This is a genomic window from Cellulomonas citrea (assembly GCF_009829685.1).
Classification (GTDB): domain Bacteria; phylum Actinomycetota; class Actinomycetes; order Actinomycetales; family Cellulomonadaceae; genus Cellulomonas; species Cellulomonas citrea.
Genome location: NZ_VWSD01000037.1, coordinates 1 through 21,645, shown reverse-complemented (window position 1 = coordinate 21,645; position 21,645 = coordinate 1). Strand labels below are relative to the sequence as shown.

The following is a 21,645-nucleotide window of genomic DNA, read 5'->3' as shown; positions in this document are numbered from 1 at the left end:
CGTGGACGCCGCCGCGCACCACGCCCTCGCCCGTGAGGTCGCGGCGCGCTCGGCCGTGCTGCTCAAGAACGACGGGCTGCTGCCGCTCGCGGCGGGGACCCGGGTCGCCGTCATCGGCGACTTCGCGCGCACGCCGCGCTACCAGGGCGCCGGTTCGTCCACGGTGAACCCGACCCGGCTCGACTCGGTGCTCGACGTCATCGGGGACTCCGGGCTGGCGATGACCGCCTTCGCCCCGGGGTTCCGGCGGGACGGCACCCCCGACGCCGCCCTGCTCGCCGACGCGGTCGAGGCCGCCCGCGGCGCCGACGTCGTGCTCCTGTTCCTGGGCCTGGACGAGATCGCCGAGTCCGAGGGCATGGAGCGTGCGCGCCTCACCCTGCACCCGGCGCAGGTCGACGTGCTCACCGCGGTGGCCGCGGCGAACCCCGCGGTCGTCGTCGTGCTGGCCGGCGGCGGTGTCATCGAGACGCCGTGGCTCGGTTCGGCGCAGGCGCTCGTGCACGGCTTCCTCGGTGGCCAGGCCGGTGCCGGTGGCGTGCTCGACGTGCTCACCGGTGCCGTCAACCCGTCGGGTCGGCTCGCCGAGACGGTGCCGTTCACGCTCGCCGACACCCCGACGGCCGCATGGTTCCCCGCGACGGGGCGCACGGCCGAGTACCGCGAGGGCCTCTACGTCGGCTACCGCTACTACGCGACGGCGCAGGTGCCGGTCGCGTTCCCGTTCGGCTTCGGCCTGTCGTACACGACCTTCGCGCACTCGGACCTGGTCGCCACGGCGGACGTGGCGAGCCTCACCGTGACGAACACGGGCGCGGTCACGGGCGCCGACGTCGTCCAGGTGTACGTGCGACGCGAGACGCCGGGGGTGCACCGGCCCCGCCTCACCCTGGCTGGCTTCGCCCGCGTCGAGCTCGCGCCGGGGGAGTCCACCACGGTGACGGTTCCGCTCGGCGACGCCGCGTTCCGGCACTGGGACGTCGTGACCGAGGCGTGGCAGGTCGAGCAGGGCACGTGGTCCGTGCTCGCCGGCGCCCACGTCGAGGACCTGCCGCTGGTGGCGCAGGTCACGGTCACCGGAACCGTGCCACCCCGGACCGAGGAGGGGCTGCCCGCCTGCTACCGCACGGGCGAGGTGCGCGGCGCCACGCAGGAGGACTTCGCGGCGCTGCTCGGTCGCCCCGTGCCCTCGGACGGCTGGTCCGGTCCGCTCGGGGTGAACGACGCGCTGTTCCGGATGGCCGACGCGCGTTCGCCGCTGGCCCGGTTCGGCTACCGCGTGCTGGCCTCGCGCCGCGATGCCGCCGACCGCAAGGGGACGCCCGATCTCAACGTGCTGTTCCTGCTCAACATGCCGTTCCGGGCCATGGGGAAGATGGCGAACGGCATGGTCGACGGCGACACCGTCGACGGTGTGCTCGAGATCGTCAACGGGCACTTCTTCACCGGCTTGGGCGCCACCGTCGGGGCCTTCGTCCGCAACTGGCGGGCCAACCGCCGCACCGCCCGCGCCCTGCGTGGCGGGGCCTGACCCACCGACCCGGAGAGACATCGATCATGCTCACCCGCCTGCGCGCCGCCTGGCGCTCGTTCGCCACGAAGCACCCCGGCGTCGCTCAGTTCCTCGTCTTCTTCATGCTGAGCAACGGCGTGACGGCCCTCCAGCTCGCCATGATGCCGGCCATCAAGTGGCTGTTCGGGATGACCTCGCTGGTCGACACCTCGTTCCAGGTGTGGCCCGTCGGGTCGAACGTGGACGGCTCCCAGTACTACGTGTTCGACTACGCGGCGGGCGCCCTGCCGGCCGGTGGCGGCGGGCTGGCATACTTCCTCGCCGTGCAGATCACCTTGCTGGTCGCACAGGTGATCAACTTCTTCGCCCAGCGGAACATCACGTTCAAGTCGAACTCCTCGATCGGCCGGGCGGCCCTGTGGTACGCCATCGCCTACGTCGCGATCACGCTGCTCGCGGCCGCCGCCCAGGGCCTGTACAAGGCCCCGATCTACGAGCTCTTCATCGACACCTGGGGCATGGGCGGAGCCGGCGAGACGCTCGCTGACGTCGTCACGATGATCATCAACTCCGCGATCTCGTTCTGGGTCTTCTTCCCGATCTTCAAGGTCATCTTCAAGCAGACGCCGGTCGAGGGCGCGGCCGCCGCGGAGGTCGTGGCGCCATGACCCTGCTCACGGTGGTCGTGCCCGCATACAACGCGCAGGAGTACCTGCGTCGGGCGCTCGACTCCGTGGTCGGCTTCGGCCACGAGGTCGAGATCGTCGTGGTGGACGACGGCTCCACCGATGCGACGGCTGCCGTCGCGCAGGAGTACGTCGACCGGTACGCCGGCCAGGTGCACCTGGTGAGCAAGCCGAACGGCGGCCACGGCTCGGCGATCAACACCGGGCTCGACCTGGCCACCGGCCGGTACTTCAAGGTGGTCGACGCCGACGACTGGCTGGACCGCGACGCGCTCGCCGAGGTGCTCGCCACGCTGCGCACGCTGTCGGACGGGGAGCAGCCGCTGGACCTGCTCGTCTCGAACTTCGTCTACGAGAAGGTCGGCAAGCGCACCAAGACGGCGGTGCGCTACACCGGGGCGCTGCCCCGGGGCCGGGTGCTCACCTGGAGCCGGACCCGCCGTTTCGCCAAGCGGCAGTACCTCATGATGCATGCGCTGACCTATCGGACGGCGCTGCTGCGCGAGGTCGGTCTGCGGCTGCCCGAGCACACGTTCTACGTCGACAACCTCTACGCGCTCGTGCCGCTGCACCGCGTGCAGACCCTCTACTACCTCGACGTGGACCTGTACCGGTACTACATCGGGCGGCCCGACCAGTCGGTGCAGGAGTCGGTGATGCTGCGCCGGATGGACCAGCAGCTGCGGGTCAACCTGCTCATGCTCCAGCACGTCGCGCAGACCCGGGTGCGGGACCGCCGGCTGCGCCGCTACCTGCTGCACTACCTCGAGATCATCTGCGCGGTGTCCTCCATCCTGCTCATCCGCGACGGCACCCCCGCGAGCCTGGCCGACAAGGACCGGCTCTGGGCCGAGCTGCGTGCGGCGGACCCGTGGATGTACCGGCGGGTGCGCTGGTCGGTGCTGGGGCAGGTCTCCAACCTGCCCGGCCCGGCCGGGCGGCGGGCGTCGATCCTGGCCTACCGCGTCGCGCAGCGGGCGATCGGGTTCAGCTGAGGTCGGGGGCATGAACCCCGTCGGGTGAGATACCCCCCGGGGTATACTGGCTGTCGCCCGGACAGCCCACGTCGAGGACCCGCCACGCCATGCACGACGCCGTCGCCCTCACGCTGCTCGGGGCCTTCCTCGGCGGGCTCGTCTCGTTCCTGTCGCCGTGCGTCCTGCCGGTCATCCCCGCCTACGTCTCCGTGGTCACCGGGCTCAACGCCACGTCCGTGCTGCAGGGCGGGCGTGCGCACCTGCGCCAGGTGCTGGTGACGTCCCTCGGCTTCGTGCTCGGCTTCAGCTCGGTGTTCGTCCTGCTCGGGCTCTCGGTCACGGTGGTGGGCCGGTCGCTGCTGGGGCACCGCGAGCTGCTCACCAGGCTCTCGGGGCTCGTCGTGCTCGCGATGGCGCTGTTCATCCTCGCCTCGCTCGTCCTCAAGGCCCCGTGGGTCTACCGCGAGCAACGCTGGCACCCGTCGCTGGAGCGGTTCGGGCCGTTCGCGGCGCCCGTGGCCGGTATCGCGTTCGGGTTCGGCTGGACCCCGTGCATCGGACCGGTGCTCACCAGCGTCCTCGCCGTCGCGGCCGGCAGCGGCGACGTGGGCCGCGGTGCCGCGATGCTCGTCGCCTACTCCGCCGGGCTGGCGGTGCCGTTCCTCGCCGCCGCCCTCGCGCTCGACCGGGTCGCCGGTGCGTTCAACCTCGTCAAGCGGCACTTCCTGGCCCTCACGGTGACCTCGGCGCTCGTGCTCGCGGCATTCGGCATCTTGCTCGCCCTCAACCGCATGTCCCTCGTCACCACCCTCACCCAGTCCTTCCTGTCCAGCGTGGGCCTCGGAGGCCTGCTCGGGCTCGGCTGAGTCGAAAGGCACCTTCATGGCAACGACCAAGCGCCAGACCGGCGCCGAGCAGATGGAGGCCGCACGAGCCCGCCGGGCGCAGGAGAAGGCGCGCGCCGCACGGCAGCGCACGGTGAAGATCGCCGTCGTGAGCGCAGCGGCCGTCCTGGTGCTCGGCGGTGTCGCGGCGGTGGCGCTCACCAGCTCGGGCGGCAGCCCGACGGCCGACGCCTCCGGCACCCAGTACGTCGCGGCCAAGGACTCGTTCCGGCTGCCGGGCCTGCTCGACGACCAGCCGGTCAGCCTCGCCGAGTTCGCCGGGAAGCCCGTCGTCGTCAACTTCTTCGCCTCCTGGTGCGTCTACTGCAACGAGGAGCTGCCCGGCTTCGTCCAGGTCGCCAAGGCCACCACGGGCACGGTGAGCTTCGTCGGCGTCGACACCTCGGACTCCGGCGACGGCGCCGCGATGGCGACCCGGTTCGACCTGCCCGGCGCCGGCTTCGCCCTGGCCAGGGACATCGGTGGCAACCCGCCCAGCCAGCTGTGGTCGTCCTTCTCCTCCCAAGGGTTGCCCGTCACGGCCTTCTACGACGCCACCGGCACACTCGTCGACTTCGCCGGCGGGATGCTCACCCAGCCGCAGCTCGAGCAGCGGATCAAGGCCAACTTCGGCGTCGACGTCTCGGCCCCCGACGCGGCCGCGCTCGGCTCACCGGTCATCCCGCTCATCCCGCAGGGCGCGTACGAGCTGCTCCGCACCCACGCGGACGACCCGACGTTCGTCCCGATCGACCTGCGGCCTGCGGCCGACTTCGCGACGGGCCACCTGGCCGGCGCCCTCGACCTCGCGCTCACCGCGGCCGATCTCGCCGCAGCGAACGGCCTCGACAAGACGGCCAGCTACGTCGTCTACGACGCCACCGGGTCCGGCTCGACCGCGGTGGCCGACGCCCTGCACGCCGCCGGGTTCACGCACGTCTACGAGATCCAGGGCGGGTACGCCGCCTGGAGCCAGCAGGGCCTGCCGACGACGAAGTGACGGGGGGCGGGCCGGGCGACTCCCACGGCCCGACGTCGAGCCGACGCTTAGGGTCCAAGCAGTGCTGCCGGGATGACGGCGATCCCGTCGGGGCGTCGGTAGGCGGCCGGCCCCGTGGCGATGACCGCTGCATCGAGCAGATCGTCGCCGACCTCGTCTCGAAGCCAGTGCAGGTGGCGGACGTCCTCGTCGCCTGCGGTCGCCGCAAGCTTGACCTCCAGTGCGACCATGCGTCCGTCGTCCCTCGTGACGATCAGGTCGATCTCGTGGTCGCCGCGGTGCGTGCGTAGGTGGCTGACCCGCGCGCCGGCGGCTTCGGCGTAGGTCCGTACGGACAGGGTGACGAGACTCTCGAAGAGGGCGCCGAGGAGTGTGCCGTCACGGGGGACCGGCGCTCCGTCCGGGTTCGGGCTGTCCAGCAGTGCGCCGGCGCCGACGCCGAGGAGTCGGGCCGCGAGAGCGGGATCGGCGAGGTGATGCTTGGGTGCCTGTCCGAGCGAGGCCATGGGTGAGCGAGATCCGGTCCATGCCGGCACGGCGTCAAGGATCCACATCCGATCAAGCGTCTCGCGGTAGGCGATCGTGGTGGTCTTGGCGGGCTTGTCGCCCTGTCCTGCAGTCGACGCGTCGAGGATCGCGTTGTAGGACGCCGTCGTCGATGTCGCGGCCGCGTACGCCGTCAGCCATGCGCGCAGCGTGCGCGGTCGACGCACGACGTGTCCCAGCTCGGCGAAGTCGCGCTCGACGATCGCGTCGAGGTAGCCGGTCAGGCCGGCGGGGCGCGCCTGCGCGGGCAGGGCGCGCAGCCCGGGAAAGCCGCTGGCGACGATCTCCTCGGCGTACTGCGCCAGCCCGATGGCGCTCTCGCCCCCGATCGGCGGTCGTGCGCCGGAGAGCAGGCCCTCGAGCGACACGGTGGGGTCGACGAGCCCGCGCTCGGCGAGGCTCATGGGGCGCAGTCGCAGCCGGACGATTCGTCCGGCGCCGGTGTGGGTCGGTGCCGTGGTGGGCGTTGCAGAACCGGTGAGCAGGTAGGAGCCGGGCGGCACGCCGGCGTCGACGGCGCGGCGAACCTGGTCCCAGACAGCCGGGTACAGCTGCCACTCGTCGATCAGCAGCGGCTTGGAGAGGCGGGCGAGTCGGTCGCGGTCGGCCTCGAGGAGCACTCGCTCGGTCGGGTCGTCGAGTGCGAGGACAGTGGTTGCGCGCCGAGAAGCCGTGGCGGTCTTCCCGACGGCCTTGGGACCGTCGATGACCACGGCCGGCAGTCCGGTGAGGAGTCTGTCCAGCTGGTGGTCGAGGACTCGATGCACGTAGGCCACGGCCAAACACTACCGTCTCGCGGACTTATACGCTCCCGATTCGCTGACTTAAACGCTACCGTTACGCGCTCCGCACACTGCTTCTCTGGCCTTCCATCCGCCGGGCCCGCCGCGCACCTGTGCCCCACCGACGCCGAAGGGCCCGCCACCTGCGAGGTCGCAGGTCACGGGCCCTTCGTTGCGCGGAGGATGGGGGATTCGAATCCCCGAGGCTGTTACACCAACACGCTTTCCAAGTGGCTCGAAGGGGTCTTGGGCGGGTGCGGGTGGATGCGTTCGGGCAGGTCAGCGGCGTGCGCGGACGGAGGCGGTAGTGCGCGGCGGGGTCGGGCTGGAGGCAAACTGCTACCGAAACTGCTACCGCCGGGGCGGCGCTCGGAGTCCGTCGGGCCCCTGCGGCGGTCCGCCGAGCGATCGCGACGTGCAAGGGCTTGGTCTCAGCGGCGCCCGAAGAGCCTGAGCCAACGGCGGGCCCGGGTGGTTGCAGTTGCTGACAGATCTTGCGTCGGGCGGGTTGTCTGTTCCTCGGCTGGCGGCTCAAGGCCCAGGTGGAAGGCCATCAGGCGTCGGGTCTCCCGACTGAAGTCGGAGCCGGAGAGGAGGGCTTCGAGGCGCTCGCGCTGGGAGTCGGGCAGCGGCTGCCACGTGGTAGCGGCGCCAACCGCGAGCCAGTTTCGGATGCCCGTGTGGCCAGCGGCCGACGTCACCGGATCGGGATCGACCGCGGCTCGAAGGTCGGCCTCGACGCGGTGCCAGCCACCAGCGGCGCGGGCCACGCGCCAGGCGACGCGCCGGCTCGATGGCTGGCCGGACGCCCAAGCAGCCTCAGCGGTGGACGGCGGTGCGCCAAGCCGGGCGAGCTCGCGAGCGGCCGTGGCGCACACGCGGGGGCTCGAGTCGAGCAGCATCGGCGTCAGCAGGTCCACAGCCAGGTTCCTGGGGGCGCGAGCCTCGACCGTTGCGATCGCCGCAGAGCGCACCCGAGCGCTCGGGTGCCGCAGGTGGGTGACGGCGGCTTGAAGGTCCGTCTCGTCTCCGGTGAGGGCCAGGCCATCCATGCAAGCGGCAACCAGGTGCGGGGCAAGGCCCTCCTCGGCGAGCCTCTGACGGTAGAACTCGGCCAGATCCAGGCGCCGCGCGCGGGCACGATGGCGCGCCTGCTCGCGGACCCGCGGCGCCCGGTCGACCAGGCGCGCGGCCAGGGCGTCGTCGCTGAGGTCGCCCTCGGGCACCTGCCTCACGGCGACCTGGCGGGCTTCGACTGACGGGGCTTCGAGCAACCTGACCAAGACGCGGGAGTCCGGCTCCTGGGCCAGCCACTCGGCGCACCGCGCACGCACCCACTGGTCGGAGTCGGCCCGGGTTGCCGCGACCAGCTGTTCGGGTGCGAGGAGGCTGCGATGGTGTCCGAACTCGAACGCCCACCGGCGCACCCGTCGCCGCTCGCTGCCGGTCAGCGTCGCCACCAGGTCGTCAGGGGGCGTGGTCGCGAGGAGTGCCGCCTCCACTTCCCTGAGCGCAGCCCTCGCGTGGTGCCGGGTCACCCCTGCGAGCAGCACGTCGAGAAGTGCCTCTGCCGCCTCGATGCCCACGCGTGGACGCAGCACCTCCCACGCGAGCGCACGGATCTCCGGAACGTGATCGAGGAGCCGCGATGCCAGTGCCGGCACCGCGATCACGCCCGGCGCGGTGCCCAGGACCTCCACGGCTCGCTCGCGGAAGCGACCATCGACGTGGAGGCTCATGACCGCAGCGACAAAGCCCGACGGCTCGCTCAAGGACGCGCCCAACCACCGCGTAGCCCCGCTCACCGGCGCATCGCCGGCGTAGCGGAACGACCGGGCCGCCTGGTCGAGCAGGAGCCACGAGCGCCCGTCCAGGCCCGCCAACGCCTGCGAACCAGAAGCCCACGCCGCGGCATCGTCCGCGGTCGCCGCGTCGGCGAACTGCCGCGCGAGCGCCTGGGCATCCCGCTCGCTGATCACAACACCACATCCTGGCGGGTCCGAGTAGCGCGGGTGCAGGGCTTTCCAGTCCCTCGTCCCTCGCGTTCATCGGCATGATTGCGATGGGAGGCGTGACCTGTCACTTCAAGGCGCTACGGGGGCCAGGGGGAACGGGCGAGCGGTGTCGCTCGGGAGTTCTATCGTCGCCCCATGCGCGCAGAGAAGGCGATCGAAGCACTTGAGGGTCTCAAGGACGAAGCGCGAACCCCAGCAGTCATGAATGGTGGCGAACACCTCACGGCCTGGGACGGCAAGGTGCGCGGTGTTCTCTCGGCAGCCCTTGGCGCAGACGATCACCTAGTGGCGCGGCTTGACGGGGTGAGCTACTCGCTGGGCGTCTGGAGTACGAGCACGCCGGACCACTACTTCGATCAGGCGCGACATAGCGGCATCCGCAACGCGTGCGGCGTGATCGACGCTGCCATCTACCAGCTGCGCCTCCGGGTCGACGATGAGGAGCCGGTCGACCTGCGCTCCTTCGATCCAGAGCTATGGGAGCACGTGAAGCGGCTCGTCGAGGATCAGGACTGGGGGAAGGTGGCGAGCCAGACGGCGATCTTCGTGGAGGACCGGGTGCGGACGTGGGCCGGCGACCCGAAGACCGGCAAGGGCGACTCGCTCGTGGGCAAGGACCTGATGGGACGGGTCTTCGCCGATGACAGTGATTGGCGGCTCGGCGCGCGAGCGGGGGAGCGGGAAGGGTGGCGGGCGCTGGCTACTGGCTTTGCCCAGGCGTTGAGCAACGTAGATCGTCACAAGATCCAGCGTCGCGAGGACGCCCAGCGCTACGCCATCGGCGTGCTCGGTCTCGGCAGCCTCTTGCTGACCCAGTTGCGCCACGAGCACGGAGAGCTCGTCGAGGACGTCCAGACGGGTGCCGACGGAGGAGCCTCGTAGTTGCGACTCTTCTGGCACTAGCCTCCGCGCGCCGTTGGACAGGCTCGCCGTCATCGGTCAGAACGGTGGCATCTGGCCGATGACGCGCTTGGCGATGTCGACGATCTTCCGGCAGCCGGGGTGGTCAGCCCGGACGTCGTCGGCGACGGCGTCGTGCTTCTCGCGGTAGTCCCCGGCGTTCCGGGCCCGGCGCACCCGGTGGTACGCGGCGAGGTCGCGGCCGAGCGGCGGGTCGAGCTGGGCCAGGACGGCGTCGTACAGGGCGATGTGACCGCCCGCTCGGGTGGGTCGCAGTCCCTGGGCGAGCAGGATCGCGGTGAGCGCCTTGCGATTGGCGCCGTGCAGGGCGTCGTAGGCGAGGACGGTGTCGGTGTCAGCCAGCGTCAGCGCGGATGCAAGATGAGTCTCGGCCACGTCGACGAGCGACTGCGCCGAGGTCAGGTTCGGCGGCACGCGTTCGAGCAAGCCGGTCTTGATGAGGTTCTCGACGACCGCGCGTCCCTGTTCCCAGGCCATCACGCAGCCGCCCCGTTCTCGTGTCCCAGCGTGAGCCGCACGAGCGGACGGTCACGCAGCGCAGCCAGGAAGGTCTCTTCGCCCGATGCCCACCGCTCCGGCGAGACGAAGGTGACGTTCACCTCCCGGCCCAGGGCGGAGTCGACGCCGTCGAGCGCGTCGTAGACCGCCTCGCGGTCGGGTGTGCCGACGATCAGGACGTCGACATCGCCCGGCGCCGGGCCGACCTCACCGTGCCACCGCGCCGCCCACGACCCGTAGACGTACGCCTCCGCGATCCCTTCGACGTCAGATAGGGCGCGCTCAAGGAAGGGGACCGGCCCGTAGGTGACGACGAGGAGCTGGCGCAGCGGACCGGTCGCCGGATTCTCGTCGGCCGGCCGCACCACCACGGATCGGCCGACGCGTGTGCCCGTGACGAGGTCGGCATCCATCAGCCGCCGAACCTCCCGGTAGACGGTGGGTTCCGGGGCGCCGAGCACGCGCGCGAGGTTGGTGATGGTGCGTGGCTCGTCGTCGGTGAGGACCCGCAGGAGCAGCCGAGCCTGCAGGGCTGACCGGAAGATCGGGATCAGCGCCGGGGCCTGAGTTCTCATATGGAACAAGATATCTCTCGTCAAACGAGAAGGCAGCGCCTGTGGATGACGCGCGCGACCGCTGCGGGGGCACAGCGTCATCGCGTCCGTCATCGCCTCGCCGCCGTCGGGGCGTCTTCGTCATCGGTTCGGCTATCGGCCCTGGCGAGCCTGGTGTCGTGTGCTCACCCGAATCCGCGCCCGCTCGCTTGGGTCGTCCAGCAACCTACGCCGGCCGCCCGGCCATGCCGCCGGTTCGTCCACAGGAGCCGTGGGGTGCGGCCTCTCCACAGCCGGCGCCGAACCGCTTGACGCACGTCCCGCCGCCAATCCCCGATGGACCGGTGGTGGGTCGCTGACGCACGTCATCCAACCCAACCGAGAAGGGAGAACCCTCATGAGCGACATCGAGATCATCCAGACCCCACGCGTGATGCTCAACGTGGTCGAGGTCGCCAAGCGTCTGTCCGTCGGGCGCAGCACGATGTACGAGCTGATACCCAGCGGCGAGATCGAGAGCGTGCACATCGGCCGACTGCACCGAGTCCCTGCCGACTGCCTGCACGAGTTCGTCGCGCGGTGCCGCCGTCAGCAGAGCGTCGGGGAGCCGTGACGACATGGGCACCCGGGCAGGCAACCAGCGGTCGTCGATCATCATGGGCGGTGACGGCCGCTGGTACGGCTTCGCAACGATGGGCCTCCGGCCCGACGGATCGGTCGACCGACGCACGCGCACCGGCGCCAGCCACGCTGAGGTCGTGCGCAAGGTCCGCGCGCTTGAGCGGGAGCGATCCGCTCAGTCGGCGCTGCCAGCCGGTCGTTCGCCGCGCCTGGAGACCTGGCTCACCGAGTGGCTCGAGGCCACCGCCCTCCGGGTGCGGCCCAGCACCCTGTCCGGGTAGACGGTCGACGTCTACCGCCACATCAATCCGACCATCGGCAAGCACCGGCTCGATGCGCTCGAACCCGAGCACATCGAGCACCTGTACGCCTTGCTGCTCGCCAGCGGCCTGAACGCCTGGTCGGTCCACCACGTGCGCCGCACCCTGAACAAGGCCCTCAACGACGCGGTCCGACGCCGCCGCCTCCCGCGAAACCCCGTCGCCCTCGCGCACACGCCGTGCTACGACCCACCCGAGATCGAGCCGCTCACTATCGACGAGGCGCGGCGAGTCCTCGCGGCCGCCGAGCGCGAGCCGAACGGGGCGGCGTTCATGCTCTCCATCTCGCTCGGCCTGCGGCGCGGGGAGGTGCGAGGGCCCTCGTGGGACGACGTCGATCTGGACGCCGGCCGGTTGCAGGTGCGACGGCAGCTGGAACGCCGGGACTGGCGTCACGGCTGTACCGACCCCGATAAGTGCGACGAGCGCCCGTCGAAGTGCCCGCAGCGGAAGGAAGGCGGGTTGGTGCTGGTCGAGCTCAAGACCAAGCAGTCGCGCTGGACGCTGCCCCTCACCGCGCCGCTGGTAGCGGAGCTCCGGAAGCATCGTCAGCAGGAACGCGAGGCTCGTATCCGCGCCGGGACGGTGTGGCGCGACTGCGGGTTGGTCTTCACGACGATCACCGGGCGACCTGTCGCACCGCGCGACCACTCGCTCCACTGGGCGGCATTCCTCGAAGGTCTGGGCATCCGACCCGCCCGGCTCCACGACGCCCGGCACACGGCCGCGACGCTCCTGTTGGTCCAGGGCGTCGACCAGTGCGTCGTCATGAGGATGTTCGGCTGGACGTCACCCGCGATGACGACCTGCTACCAGCACGTGGTGCTGGAGCTTGTCGAAGAGGCCAACCGACGTATGAGCGAATTGCTGTGGGGCGCATCGTCTTGATTGGTACGGTGAAGCTTCCAGTTCCTCAACCGGGGTGCGCGCATGGTCGTCATCAAGCTGAGCTACGACAAGATTCGATGCGGCCGGTGTGGTGACCCGGAGAGGATCTACGGCCTGCCGTGCGTCACTTGCGGCGCTCCCGCCGGCCCCTCAGAGGTCAACCAGCAAGTGCAGCGGCGTAAGCGGCTGGGTGCGAAACTTCGATCAGCGCTCACGGCAGACTCGCAGGTGGTTCCTGAGCCCGAGCCCCTATATGCTCTCGTGAGCACGTTCCGCCAACGAATCGGCGATGAGTTCGATCAGTTCCTGAATGGGCTTGCCCAGGCATCGTCAATGGCTGAGCCGTTCTCGGATGAGTCCGTGCTCGTTCCGGCTGTGCGGCGCATCGCTGAGACCCGCGCGAAATTGCGCTCGATCGACGGGCGTCGGCCCCTGCTGGTTCAACTTGAAATCCTCCGCAGGCTCAATCACCAAACCGAGGGGATCTGCAAGTCCTATCTGGCGGCCCTAGAGGCATCCTCGCCAATCGAGGCACAGCGCCACGCGGAGAAGGCGCAATCTGAGATCGACCAGCTGACTGACGGGCTCGCAGTGTTCAACCGCACCCGGTCCGCCGCTGATGCGCTGGAGGGGGAAGGTGACCTCGGTGGCACTCTCGAGCGCCTCTTCGAGGCCCTCCGCGAGTTGTATCCAGGCCTCAAGATGACTGAGCTGGACACACTCGGGCGGGCCAGATTCAGCGAGATCACAGGCGTTGAGGCAGTTCTGGGCACAGGAACGGCGACCCTCGGGGCCGAGTTGGCGGCGGCCGTACACCTTGACCCCAAGCGATTTCGGAGGGTCCTCGGCCTGGTCGCTGGGTTGATGCATGACAACCAGGAGGCCTTTGCTGCAGTCGTTTCGGACGAGCATGTGAGGCGCGATGTGAGAGGCGCCACGACCCTCGCGCTCGAGGCGTACGCCCAGTTGGCACTGCTAATCCCTTCAGCGCCGACGGAAGAGGCGGCCTTCCGTCAGATCATCAAGCTCTACAAGAATCTCTTCGAAGACGTGATGGCTCCACTTGTGGCAGTGATGCTCCTGACGACTGGCACCGCAACGAAGCCCTATGGGAAGCTGATTTCAGAAGATGCGGCCGATATCGCCCGTCGCGCGCTCGCCGCTGATCGATTGAAATACACGCTGGCAGGTGTGCAGCCGGGGTATCGAAATGCGGAGAGTCATGGTGGAAACTCCTATCATCTTGAGGGCGGCGAGGCGGTATTTGAGCTGAGAGCGTTTGGCACCAGGGTGGCTATTGACGTCGTAGTCGATGACTGCTTTGCGCTGGTTGAGTCGCTGCTCGCGCTGCAGGTCGCCATCAACAACGAGATCTCATTGCTCGGATACGATGATCATCAACCGGACGACTTGGGCTACTTCCAGCCCAGCAAGCAACAGTTGGTCGAGTTTTTGTTGCGAGATCAACACATCGTCGCTGACGGTGTCGACTTGTCACTCGAGGTGTGGACGCTTCGCCTTCGGGAGCAGCCCGCGCCGCTTCTAGCCATCGCTGGCGGGTTGGATGGGCAGGCTCCTGACGCGGTCAGGAGGTTCGTCGTCGAGAACGTGGTCAGCGGTTTGCGGCAGGTCCTGGAGATCGATCGGGCAGCGCTTCAGGAGATGCTGAGCATCGACGAAGGGGAGCGAGCATGGCGGAGCATCGTGGCGCTCGCGGGCTGCCAGCTCGACGGCCGCCCTCTTCTGGACGGCGGCACCCTGCGTTGCGCAGTGGCTGCGGTCGGCATTGAGGCGCTGATCGGGAACCGGCTGGACCGCATCCCGCGATTGCGGCGGGTGAGGGAGCTCGCGGCCCGCTCCGGCGACGGCGAGGCTGCGGGCCTCCTGGTCGCCGCCATCCGTGGGCTCCGTGACGATAGGGCCCTTGAAGTTGCGCGACGGCCCGAGTGGCAGGCGTGGCTCAAGCGCGATGGGCTCACGCTGCCCTAGAGATGCTCGGCCGGCCGAGAACTGCTACCAGAACCGCTGCCGCCGTCCCGCCAGCCGCCCGCACCCGCTCATGACGAAGGGCCCGGCACCTGCGAGTTCGCAGGTCACGGGCCCTTCGTTGCGCGGAGGATGGGGGATTCGAACCCCCGAGGCTGTTACACCAACACGCTTTCCAAGCGTGCGCCATAGGCCACTAGGCGAATCCTCCCGGCGCGGAGAGTGTAGTGGACGGTGGCGCGCTCCTCCGCATCGAGCCCGCACCCGGCCCCGGGCCGCTCAGACCGATGCCGGCCGCTGGTTCCAGGTGTGGACCGCGGGGTTGCCGTGCTCGTGGTCGAGGGTGCTCAGCGACGCCGGGTCGAGCATGAACAGCCGGCCGTCGTGCGCGGGCAGGCCGAGCCACACCGTGACGAGCACACGCAGCAGGTGGCCGTGCGCGACGAGCGCCACGGGGCCGTCGGCCAGCAGCGGGGTGACGTCGGTGAGCAGGGCCGACGCGCGCGCGGCGACCTGGGCCAGCGTCTCGCCGGGGGTGGCGCCGGCCGGGACGCCGTCGTGGAACAGCGACCACGGGCCGCCGCGCTCCGCCTGGATCTGGGCGGCGGTGAGTCCCTCGTAGCCGCCGTAGTCCCATTCGACGAGTCGGTCGTCGAGCTGGGCGTGCAGCCCGGCGAGGGTCGCGGTCTCTCGGGCCCGCTGCAACGGGCTGCTGCGCACGTGCACCGGGGCGAGCTCGGTCAGCCAGGGCGCCAGCGCGGCGGCCTCGGCCCGTCCGACGTCGGTGAGCGGGATGTCGGAGCGGCCGGTGTGGCGCCCGTCGCGGCTCCACTGCGTCTGCCCGTGCCGGATGAGGATGAGCTCGGCCATCGTCGTCTCCCCGTCTGGCGAGGCCCTCGGTGCGGAGCCCTGTCGGTGGGGGACCAGCAGACCACAGCGCCGGCTCGCGGCGCGAGGACCGCGCGGGCGGGCGGGGCGCCGTCGCCCCGCCCGCCCGTGGAGATGTCAGTCGCTCAGTCGGTCCACTCGATCTTCACGATCCCGGGGTCCGAGCTGTTGTACGCGACCGTGTGCTGCTTCTCCTCCGAGTCCCAGATCCCCAGGGCGTACCGGTCGCCGGTCTTGTCGGTGAAGTACAGGTGCATCCAGCCGGACCCGAGGCCCTTGGGGCCCCGGGCGACGACATTGACGACGTAGCCGTAGAAGCCGGCCTGCTTGACCAGCTCGATCTTGCGGACGAACGCACCCGAGTTGCCGACGATCGCCGTGCTCAGGTCCGTGCTGTCGTTGATCGCGACGGTGTCGCCGGGGCTCAGGGCCCCGCCGAGCGGCGTCGTGGTACCGGCCGTCTTGCCGGCATCGGTGTGGGTGAACGGAACATTCGCCATGAGGTCCCCCTGGACTCGTCGAGTGGCGCCGACCGGTTGCTACCGACCGGTCCGTTCGACGCTACGCGCGGGTCCTGGCCCTGCAACCGGGCCCGGGCTGTGCGGAAGGGGACCCCCGTGGCCGTGTCTCGCAGCGTGGCCGAGGCGGGGGCGCCCGGGACCCGCGCTACGCCTCGACCTGGGCGGCGGCCCGTGACAGGGCCAGCCGCAGCATCGCGTCGAGGGTCGGCGCCAGCACCGCCGCGGTGAGCCCGACGCGCCACGGGCCGGCCAGGTGCACGCGCTCGGTCCAGCGCACCAGGCAGGTGTCGCCGGTCTCGGCCAGCTCGATGACGGCCTCGCCCGCCAGCACCGGCCCTCGCTTGGCAAACACCGCGACGCCGACGTGCCCGGGTCGGGGCGGGTCGAGCCGGATGATCTCCATCCGGTCCACCAGTCCCGGGCCGCCACGGACGGCACCGGGCCCGGAGACCGCGACCACCTGGGTGCCGACGCTCGGTGGCCCGTCGGTCTCGACCCGGGTGAGCGGGATCCACGCCGCGTGGTTGCGCGCATCGACCAGCACCGGCCACACCCGGCTCGCCGGTGCCGCCACTCGTCGCACCACCCGGGCCTCCCGCACCACCCCATCGTCGCCCCCGCCCACCAACCCCGCCCACCGGCTGCGCCCGCCGGTTCCCGGCTCCGGCCCGCCAGGTGCCTGCTCCCTGCAGCCGGGTGACTGCTCCCTGCAGCCGGGCGCCCGCTCCCTTCTGCCGGGTGCCCGCGCCCTGCAGCCAGGTGCGTGCTCCCCGCAGCCAGGTGCCTGCTCCCGGCAGCCGGGTGCACCTAGAAGTGGTCAGTTGGGTGCCCGGGAACGGCGAGTCGGATCCTCGAGTGACCAGTTCCGACCCCCACAGGTCCCGACGCCCTGGCGTGGCCCCGCCCGGTACGAGCAGCCCTGCTGTCAGGTGAGGCCGAGACTGGTCACTTGGGTGCCTTGGTACGGCGGTTCGGGTCCCCAAGTGACCAGTTCCGTGGCGCACCGGGCGCAGGGGCGGCGACGCAGCGCGCGGGAGCAGACGGCGTGGTCGGCTACCCTGGTGCACGACCCCTCGTGCGGCGTCATCTCGCTGAACTCCCCCAGGGCCGGAAGGCAGCAAGGGCAGGTGAGCTCTGGCGGGTGTGCGGGGGGTCCTTGCATGCCCGCCCGGTCCCGCGACCCCCACCCGGCCACGGCGCGAGACGTCCCGGCACGCCCCGCCCGTGCAGGACTAGCGTCGTCGGCCGTCACCGCGCCAGCCGTCGACGCGGACGAGCACCGGGACACCACGATGACCAGCCGCCGTCTCCTCACCCCCGCCGAGCTCAAGCCGTTGCTGCGGCTCGCACCGCTCGAGCTGGACGGCACCCGACGACGGCTCGCGTCGGCGTACACCGTCGGCGACCTGCGGGCCATCGCGCGGCGGCGCACGCCCCGGTCGGTGTTCGACTACGTGGACGGGTCGGCCGAGTCCGAGGTCTCGATCCGCCGGGCCCGCCGTGTGCTGCGCGACCTCACGTTCCACCCGTCGGTGCTGCACGACGTGTCCAGCGTCGACACGTCGACCACGATGCTCGGCACCCGGATGGACCTGCCGTACGTGCTCTCCCCGACCGGGTTCACGCGGATGATGCACCACTCCGGCGAGGTCGCCGTGGCCCGCTCGGCCCAGCGCGCCGGGGTGCCGTACACGCTGTCGACCATGGGGACGACCGGGATCGAGGACTTGGCCGCCGCCGCACCGGACGGCCACAACTGGTTCGGCTTCTACGTGTGGAAGGACCGCGCGTCCTCCGAGGAGATCCTCAGCCGGGTCGCCGCCAGCGGGTACGAGGCCCTCGTGCTCACGGTCGACGTGCCGGTGGGCGGCGCCCGGCTGCGGGACAACCGCAACGGCTTCTCGATCCCGCCGCGGCTGTCGCTCAAGACCATCGCCGACGGTGCGATGCACCCGAACTGGTGGATCGACTTCCTCACCACCGAACCGCTGCGGTTCGCCAGCTTCGACTCCTGGAACGACACCATCGAGGCGCTCGCGAACCACATGTTCGACCCGTCGGTGCAGCTCGAGGACCTGGCGTGGGTGCGGCAGTTCTGGAAGGGCCCCCTCGTGGTCAAGGGCATCCAGACGGTGGAGGACGCACGTCGGGTCGCCGACGCCGGTGCCGACGGCCTCGTGCTGTCCAACCACGGCGGGCGCCAGCTCGACCGGGCGCCGGTGCCGCTCACGCTCGTGCCGCAGACCGTCGCGGCGGTGGGTGATCGGTGCGAGGTGTTCGTCGACACCGGGTTCAGCAGCGGCGCCGACATCGTGGCGGCGCTCGCGCTCGGCGCCAAGGGCGTCTTCCTCGGCCGGGCGTACCTGTACGCGCTCATGGCCGGCGGCGAGGCCGGGGTCGACCGGCTCCACGAGATCCTCGCCGGCCAGATCGCCCGCACGTTGCGCCTGCTGGGCGTGCGCGCGGTCGACGAGCTGACCCCGGAGCACGTCACCCTGCCCTGAGCGGGCCGGTCGGGCCGCGGCCAGGCTGAGTCGCGGCCCTCACGGGGTCGGTGCGCTCGCCGGGTGGTGCAGAGCCCGCCGCCGCACCCGACCGGGTGCCCGTCGGCGGACTCGTGGGACCGCCCGGTCGCGGCGCGCCCTGCCCTAGACGGCCGCGTCCGCCGCGACCTCCGGGTCGAGCGACTGCACGGCGTCCGCGTGGCGCTGGTGCTTGGGCAGCGCCGGCACGACCGCCGCGGTGGCGACCGACAGCCCGACGGCCCACCAGAACGACCGGTCGAAGGCGGCCGAGGGTGTCGTGGTGGTGAGCCCGTGCTCGAGCACGACGGCCAGCACCGCGGTGCCGAAGGAGCCGCCGATCTGCTGGGTGACCCGGGTGAGGACGCTGGCGTGCGCGACGTCGTCGGCGGTGAGCCCGCGGAAGGCGACGGCCATCACGGGGATCATCACGGCGCCCAGCCCGACCCCGCGCACCACGAGCGCGGCCCCGAGCAGCCAGCTCGACGTGTCCGGCCCGGCCAGGGCGAACGGGACGGTGGCCACGGCGGTGATGAGCACCCCGGCCAGCGCGACGGTCCGGGAGCCGAGGGTGTCGGTGAGCCGGCCCGACGTCGGCCGGGCGAGCAGCGAGCCGAGGCCCTGCGGCACCATGAGGGCGCCCGCGGCGAGCACGGACTGCCCGCGCGACACCTGCCAGAACAGCGGCAGCAGGAACATGCCGGCGAACAGCCCGGCGCCGGCCAGGAACATCACGGCGGCCGACGCCCCGACCTGCCGACGCCCGAGCAGCCGCAGGTCGACGAGCGCATCGGCCCCGCGGCGCAGCGCGTGCACGACGAACGCGACGACGAGCGCGAGCCCGAGGAGCATCGGCACGAGCACCTTGCGCTGGCCGAACCCGCCGGCCGAGGACACCTGGGACAGCCCGTAGAGCACCCCGACCAGCCCGGGCGGCAGCAGCACGACGCCGAGCACGTCGAGCGGCCGGGACCGGTCGCCGCGGTCGGCCGGCAGTGCTCGGGCGGCCAGCACGTACCCGACGACGATGAGCGGCACGTTGACCCAGAACAGCCACCGCCAGCTCAGCCAGTGCAGGATGAGCCCGCCGGCGACCGGTCCGAGCATGGGCCCGAGGAGCATCGGCAGCGAGACCGTCGCGATGGCCCGCCCGCTCACCCGGCCCTTGACGGCCTGCAGCGGCAGGGTGGCCATGAGCGGCATGAGGATGCCGCCGCCGACGCCCTGCAGGCCGCGTGCGGCGATGAGCAGCCCGACCGACCCGGCCATGCTGGCGGCCACCGACCCGACGCCGAAGAACACGAGCCCGGCCAGCCACAGCCGCCGTCCGCCCCAGCGCGACTGCGCCCACGCGGCGAGCGGCATGGCGACGCCGACGGCGAGCAGGTAGGCGGTGGTGACCCACTGGATGGTGGTGACGGAGGCGTCGAGGTCGACGGCCAGCGACTTGAGCGCGACGGAGACGATGGTCGAGTCGAGCAGCACGGCCATGCCGCCGACCATGACGGCGACGACGATGCGGATGGCGTCGCGGTCGAAGACGGCCGGCTGCTCGGTGGGCTCGCTCACAGCAACTCCTTAAGATCCAGGTCTGTATCTTCGGCGACGATACGCCCCACTCGATAAGATGCACAAATGGATCTTGAGGACGAGGTTCCGGCCCGTCGCCGACGCGGGCGCGAGCTCGAGGACGCGCTGCTCGACGCGGCCTGGGACGAGGTCGTCGAGCTCGGCTACACGGCCGCCACCTACGAGGGCGTCGCGGCCCGCGCCGGCACCAGCCGGTCCGTCGTCTACCGTCGCTGGCCCACCAAACGGGAGCTCGTGCTCGCCAGCGTCGAACGGCGCGGTGCTCGGCTCACGCTCAGCGTCCCCGACACCGGCTCGCTGCGCGAGGACCTCGTCGCCCTGCTCGACGAGGTGAACGCGGGGCGCGGGCAGGCGATGCTCGTGCTCGGCTCCTACGCCGGGGAGTTCTACCGGGAGACCGGGCTGACCCCCGACGACGTGCGCGACCACTGGCTGGGCGAGCGCACCACGGCGCTGGCCCAGGTGGTCGAGCGCGCCGTCGCCCGCGGTGAGGTGGACCCGGCCCGCGTCACCGACCGGACCGTGCGGCTGGCCTCCGACCTGCTGCGCCAGGAGGTCCTCATGACGATGCGGACCGTGCCGCCGGAGTCCATCCGCGCCATCGTCGACCAGGTCGTCGTCCCCGTGCTCACCGGCGGCCTGCCCCGCACCTGAGCGGCCGCCGCCCGCACCTGAGCGGCCGCCTCCACCTCCAGGAGGACCCGACCTGCCCCCGGGGTCGCAGCCCGCGTGCGCCGGACGATCCCGCCGACCGATGCGCGCCACCGCGGCCCGGCGGCACCGTGGAGCCATGACCTCGACCAGCAGACTCCAGGCACGCGGCCTCGTTCGCCGCTTCGGCGCCACCACGGCGCTCGCAGGTGTGGACGTCGACCTCGGGGACGGCGAGCTGCTCGCCGTCATGGGCCCGTCCGGCTCCGGCAAGTCGACCCTGCTGCACGTGCTCGCCGGCATCCTGCCGCCCGACGCGGGCACCGTGACCCTGCAGGGGCGCGAGGTCGGCCGGCTCGACGAGAAGCAGCGGTCCCTGCTGCGTCGGCGCAGCTACGGCTTCGTCTTCCAGTTCGGCCAGCTGCTCGACGAGCTGCCCGCCGTGGAGAACGTCGCACTGCCCGCCATGCTGCAGGGCACCTCGCGCAAGGACGCCGTCGACGTGGCCGGCCAGTGGCTGGCCGCGCTCGGCCTGGCCGGCAAGGAGGGCCGCCGCCCCGGCGAGCTGTCCGGCGGCGAGGCGCAGCGGGTCGCCGTCGCCCGCGCCCTCATCACCGGACCGGCCGTCGTGTTCGCCGACGAGCCGACCGGCGCCCTCGACCAGCAGACCGGCCGCGAAGTCATGGACGTGCTCACCCGCACCACCCGGGCCGCCGGCGCCTCGCTCGTGCTCGTCACGCACGACGAGCAGGTCGCGGCCTGGTGCGACCGACGGATCGACATGCGCGACGGGCGGGTCGTCACCGACGCGCCGGCGCGGACCGTCGGCACCGACGCCGCGTCGCCGGCCGTCGGCTCAGACGGGCGGGGTCCGGGCGGGGTGGAGGGCCCCGACCCGGACCTCGTCGAACTCGCCGCGAGCCGGCCGGACGCCCGATGAACGTCGTCATCGCCCTCGCGCCCCGGCTGCGCTCGGCCGGCGGGCAGGACTCGCGCATCACCACGCTGCTGGCCGTCACCGCCTTCACCGTCTCCACCGCGCTCACGCTGTCCGTGGCCGGGGGGCTCATGGCCTTCCTGGACCGCGCCGAGCACCCGGTCGGTGCCGTGCAGCAGCAGAACGGCGGCTTCTACGTGCTGCTCGCTGCGACGGCCCTCGTGCTGCCGTGGACCGCCGGGCTCGTCGTGCACGCCCTCTGACCTCTCCTGGGAACCTGCTGGGACCGACGCTCGTTGCGGCCGGTGTGAGCGTGCGTGAGGATCGTCGGGTGCCATGGCTACG

General features: G+C 71.4%; 22 protein-coding genes, 1 tRNA gene and 1 other RNA gene. 15 read left to right on the top strand and 9 right to left on the bottom strand.

Translation table 11 applies throughout. The features are described from left to right. The 5 genes from F2B26_RS06380 to F2B26_RS06360 form a co-directional block, all read left to right on the top strand. Positions 1-1,531, top strand: a 1,531-nt coding sequence (locus tag F2B26_RS06380) for a glycoside hydrolase family 3 C-terminal domain-containing protein (protein WP_201292631.1), incomplete at its 5' end; no start/stop codon positions are given. 26 nt (positions 1,532-1,557) lie between these two features. Next, a complete protein-coding gene (locus tag F2B26_RS06375; protein ID WP_159807556.1) occupies positions 1,558-2,181 on the top strand; it encodes a hypothetical protein in 624 nt (207 codons plus the stop codon). Next, entirely contained in the window at positions 2,178-3,194 is a 1,017-nt protein-coding gene (locus tag F2B26_RS06370; RefSeq protein ID WP_159807554.1) for a glycosyltransferase family 2 protein, read from the top strand. Before F2B26_RS06375 ends, F2B26_RS06370 begins: the two co-directional genes overlap by 4 nt. A gap of 89 nt (positions 3,195-3,283) precedes the next feature. Further along, a complete protein-coding gene (locus tag F2B26_RS06365; protein WP_159807552.1) occupies positions 3,284-4,042 on the top strand; it encodes a cytochrome c biogenesis CcdA family protein in 759 nt (252 codons plus the stop codon). A 16-nt stretch (positions 4,043-4,058) separates the two neighbouring features. Next, positions 4,059-5,060, top strand: coding sequence for a rhodanese-like domain-containing protein (locus F2B26_RS06360; protein ID WP_159807550.1), 1,002 nt, complete (start codon positions 4,059-4,061; stop codon positions 5,058-5,060). A 47-nt stretch (positions 5,061-5,107) separates the two neighbouring features. On the opposite strand, the gene F2B26_RS06355 is transcribed toward F2B26_RS06360, so the two are convergent. Beyond that, the gene (locus F2B26_RS06355) at positions 5,108-6,382 is read right to left on the bottom strand and encodes an ATP-binding protein (protein WP_159807548.1); all 1,275 of its coding nucleotides are present in this window, start codon (positions 6,380-6,382) and stop codon (positions 5,108-5,110) included. Positions 6,383-6,819: 437 nt separating this feature from the next. Then, entirely contained in the window at positions 6,820-8,367 is a 1,548-nt protein-coding gene (locus F2B26_RS06350; protein WP_159807546.1) for a hypothetical protein, read from the bottom strand. A 171-nt stretch (positions 8,368-8,538) separates the two neighbouring features. Between F2B26_RS06350 and F2B26_RS06345 the strand changes: the two genes are divergently transcribed. Continuing rightward, complete coding sequence (locus F2B26_RS06345; RefSeq protein ID WP_201292630.1) at positions 8,539-9,285, top strand: TIGR02391 family protein; 747 nt, start codon at positions 8,539-8,541, stop codon at positions 9,283-9,285. Positions 9,286-9,342: 57 nt separating this feature from the next. On the opposite strand, the gene F2B26_RS06340 is transcribed toward F2B26_RS06345, so the two are convergent. Both F2B26_RS06340 and F2B26_RS06335 read right to left on the bottom strand, forming a co-directional pair. Beyond that, complete coding sequence (locus tag F2B26_RS06340; protein WP_159807544.1) at positions 9,343-9,801, bottom strand: hypothetical protein; 459 nt, start codon at positions 9,799-9,801, stop codon at positions 9,343-9,345. Continuing rightward, on the bottom strand, positions 9,801-10,397 hold the full coding sequence (locus F2B26_RS06335) for a helix-turn-helix domain-containing protein (RefSeq protein ID WP_159807542.1): 597 nt from the start codon (positions 10,395-10,397) through the stop codon (positions 9,801-9,803). The genes F2B26_RS06340 and F2B26_RS06335 overlap by 1 nt, the downstream gene beginning before the upstream one ends. A 376-nt stretch (positions 10,398-10,773) precedes the next feature. Here F2B26_RS06335 and F2B26_RS06330 point away from each other — a divergent pair, with 376 nt between their 5' ends. The 4 genes from F2B26_RS06330 (at position 10,774) to F2B26_RS06315 (ending at position 14,194) form a co-directional block, all read left to right on the top strand. Then, positions 10,774-10,989 (top strand): helix-turn-helix domain-containing protein, encoded by a 216-nt coding sequence (locus F2B26_RS06330; protein ID WP_159807540.1) that lies wholly within the window; start codon positions 10,774-10,776, stop codon positions 10,987-10,989. Between the two features lie 4 nt (positions 10,990-10,993). Continuing rightward, positions 10,994-11,278 carry a hypothetical protein gene (locus F2B26_RS06325; RefSeq protein WP_159807538.1) on the top strand — a complete coding sequence of 95 codons (285 nt, stop codon included), beginning with the start codon at positions 10,994-10,996 and terminating at the stop codon, positions 11,276-11,278. 90 nt (positions 11,279-11,368) lie between these two features. Then, the gene (locus tag F2B26_RS06320) at positions 11,369-12,205 is read left to right on the top strand and encodes a tyrosine-type recombinase/integrase (protein WP_159807536.1); all 837 of its coding nucleotides are present in this window, start codon (positions 11,369-11,371) and stop codon (positions 12,203-12,205) included. 42 nt (positions 12,206-12,247) lie between these two features. After that, the gene (locus tag F2B26_RS06315; RefSeq protein ID WP_159807534.1) at positions 12,248-14,194 is read left to right on the top strand and encodes an amino acid adenylation domain-containing protein; all 1,947 of its coding nucleotides are present in this window, start codon (positions 12,248-12,250) and stop codon (positions 14,192-14,194) included. Positions 14,195-14,317: 123 nt separating this feature from the next. Here F2B26_RS06315 and F2B26_RS06310 read toward each other — a convergent pair. From F2B26_RS06310 to F2B26_RS06295, 4 genes are all read right to left on the bottom strand, one after another. Beyond that, positions 14,318-14,402 (bottom strand) — tRNA-Ser (locus F2B26_RS06310). Positions 14,403-14,470: 68 nt separating this feature from the next. After that, complete coding sequence (locus F2B26_RS06305; protein WP_159807532.1) at positions 14,471-15,061, bottom strand: histidine phosphatase family protein; 591 nt, start codon at positions 15,059-15,061, stop codon at positions 14,471-14,473. A 143-nt stretch (positions 15,062-15,204) separates the two neighbouring features. After that, the gene (locus tag F2B26_RS06300; RefSeq protein ID WP_159807530.1) at positions 15,205-15,579 is read right to left on the bottom strand and encodes a hypothetical protein; all 375 of its coding nucleotides are present in this window, start codon (positions 15,577-15,579) and stop codon (positions 15,205-15,207) included. 166 nt (positions 15,580-15,745) lie between these two features. After that, positions 15,746-16,201, bottom strand: a complete 456-nt coding sequence (locus F2B26_RS06295) for an SRPBCC family protein (RefSeq protein ID WP_159807528.1) — start codon at positions 16,199-16,201, stop codon at positions 15,746-15,748. Positions 16,202-16,664: 463 nt separating this feature from the next. On the opposite strand from F2B26_RS06295, the gene ffs reads away from it, so the two are divergent. Further along, positions 16,665-16,761, top strand: an RNA gene (gene ffs / locus F2B26_RS06290) — signal recognition particle sRNA small type. A gap of 131 nt (positions 16,762-16,892) precedes the next feature. After that, positions 16,893-18,104: an alpha-hydroxy acid oxidase gene (locus F2B26_RS06285; protein WP_159807526.1), complete on the top strand. Its 1,212-nt coding sequence runs from the start codon at positions 16,893-16,895 to the stop codon at positions 18,102-18,104. Positions 18,105-18,248: 144 nt separating this feature from the next. On the opposite strand, the gene F2B26_RS06280 is transcribed toward F2B26_RS06285, so the two are convergent. Next, positions 18,249-19,691 carry a DHA2 family efflux MFS transporter permease subunit gene (locus F2B26_RS06280; RefSeq protein ID WP_235929533.1) on the bottom strand — a complete coding sequence of 481 codons (1,443 nt, stop codon included), beginning with the start codon at positions 19,689-19,691 and terminating at the stop codon, positions 18,249-18,251. A 66-nt stretch (positions 19,692-19,757) separates the two neighbouring features. Between F2B26_RS06280 and F2B26_RS06275 the strand changes: the two genes are divergently transcribed. The 3 genes from F2B26_RS06275 to F2B26_RS06265 all read left to right on the top strand — a co-directional run bounded on the left by F2B26_RS06275 (position 19,758) and on the right by F2B26_RS06265 (position 21,563). Continuing rightward, positions 19,758-20,366, top strand: a complete 609-nt coding sequence (locus F2B26_RS06275) for a TetR/AcrR family transcriptional regulator (protein ID WP_159807524.1) — start codon at positions 19,758-19,760, stop codon at positions 20,364-20,366. Positions 20,367-20,502: 136 nt separating this feature from the next. Beyond that, a complete protein-coding gene (locus tag F2B26_RS06270) occupies positions 20,503-21,303 on the top strand; it encodes an ABC transporter ATP-binding protein (RefSeq protein WP_159807522.1) in 801 nt (266 codons plus the stop codon). Continuing rightward, positions 21,300-21,563, top strand: coding sequence for a hypothetical protein (locus tag F2B26_RS06265; protein ID WP_159807520.1), 264 nt, complete (start codon positions 21,300-21,302; stop codon positions 21,561-21,563). Before F2B26_RS06270 ends, F2B26_RS06265 begins: the two co-directional genes overlap by 4 nt. The last annotated feature ends 82 nt before the right edge of the window (positions 21,564-21,645 follow it).

Bases quoted from the DNA above. Each gene is read 5' to 3' on its own strand.
- F2B26_RS06375 (WP_159807556.1), top strand. From the start codon at position 1,558: ATGCTCACCCGCCTGCGCGCCGCCTGGCGCTCGTTCGCCACGAAGCAC.
- F2B26_RS06370 (WP_159807554.1), top strand. From the start codon at position 2,178: ATGACCCTGCTCACGGTGGTCGTGCCCGCATACAACGCGCAGGAGTAC.
- F2B26_RS06365 (WP_159807552.1), top strand. From the start codon at position 3,284: ATGCACGACGCCGTCGCCCTCACGCTGCTCGGGGCCTTCCTCGGCGGG.
- F2B26_RS06360 (WP_159807550.1), top strand. From the start codon at position 4,059: ATGGCAACGACCAAGCGCCAGACCGGCGCCGAGCAGATGGAGGCCGCA.
- F2B26_RS06345 (WP_201292630.1), top strand. From the start codon at position 8,539: ATGCGCGCAGAGAAGGCGATCGAAGCACTTGAGGGTCTCAAGGACGAA.
- F2B26_RS06340 (WP_159807544.1), bottom strand. From the start codon at position 9,801: ATGGCCTGGGAACAGGGACGCGCGGTCGTCGAGAACCTCATCAAGACC.
- F2B26_RS06335 (WP_159807542.1), bottom strand. From the start codon at position 10,397: ATGAGAACTCAGGCCCCGGCGCTGATCCCGATCTTCCGGTCAGCCCTG.
- F2B26_RS06330 (WP_159807540.1), top strand. From the start codon at position 10,774: ATGAGCGACATCGAGATCATCCAGACCCCACGCGTGATGCTCAACGTG.
- F2B26_RS06325 (WP_159807538.1), top strand. From the start codon at position 10,994: ATGGGCACCCGGGCAGGCAACCAGCGGTCGTCGATCATCATGGGCGGT.
- F2B26_RS06315 (WP_159807534.1), top strand. From the start codon at position 12,248: ATGGTCGTCATCAAGCTGAGCTACGACAAGATTCGATGCGGCCGGTGT.
- F2B26_RS06305 (WP_159807532.1), bottom strand. From the start codon at position 15,061: ATGGCCGAGCTCATCCTCATCCGGCACGGGCAGACGCAGTGGAGCCGC.
- F2B26_RS06300 (WP_159807530.1), bottom strand. From the start codon at position 15,579: ATGGCGAATGTTCCGTTCACCCACACCGATGCCGGCAAGACGGCCGGT.
- F2B26_RS06285 (WP_159807526.1), top strand. From the start codon at position 16,893: ATGACCAGCCGCCGTCTCCTCACCCCCGCCGAGCTCAAGCCGTTGCTG.
- F2B26_RS06275 (WP_159807524.1), top strand. From the start codon at position 19,758: ATGGATCTTGAGGACGAGGTTCCGGCCCGTCGCCGACGCGGGCGCGAG.
- F2B26_RS06270 (WP_159807522.1), top strand. From the start codon at position 20,503: ATGACCTCGACCAGCAGACTCCAGGCACGCGGCCTCGTTCGCCGCTTC.
- F2B26_RS06265 (WP_159807520.1), top strand. From the start codon at position 21,300: ATGAACGTCGTCATCGCCCTCGCGCCCCGGCTGCGCTCGGCCGGCGGG.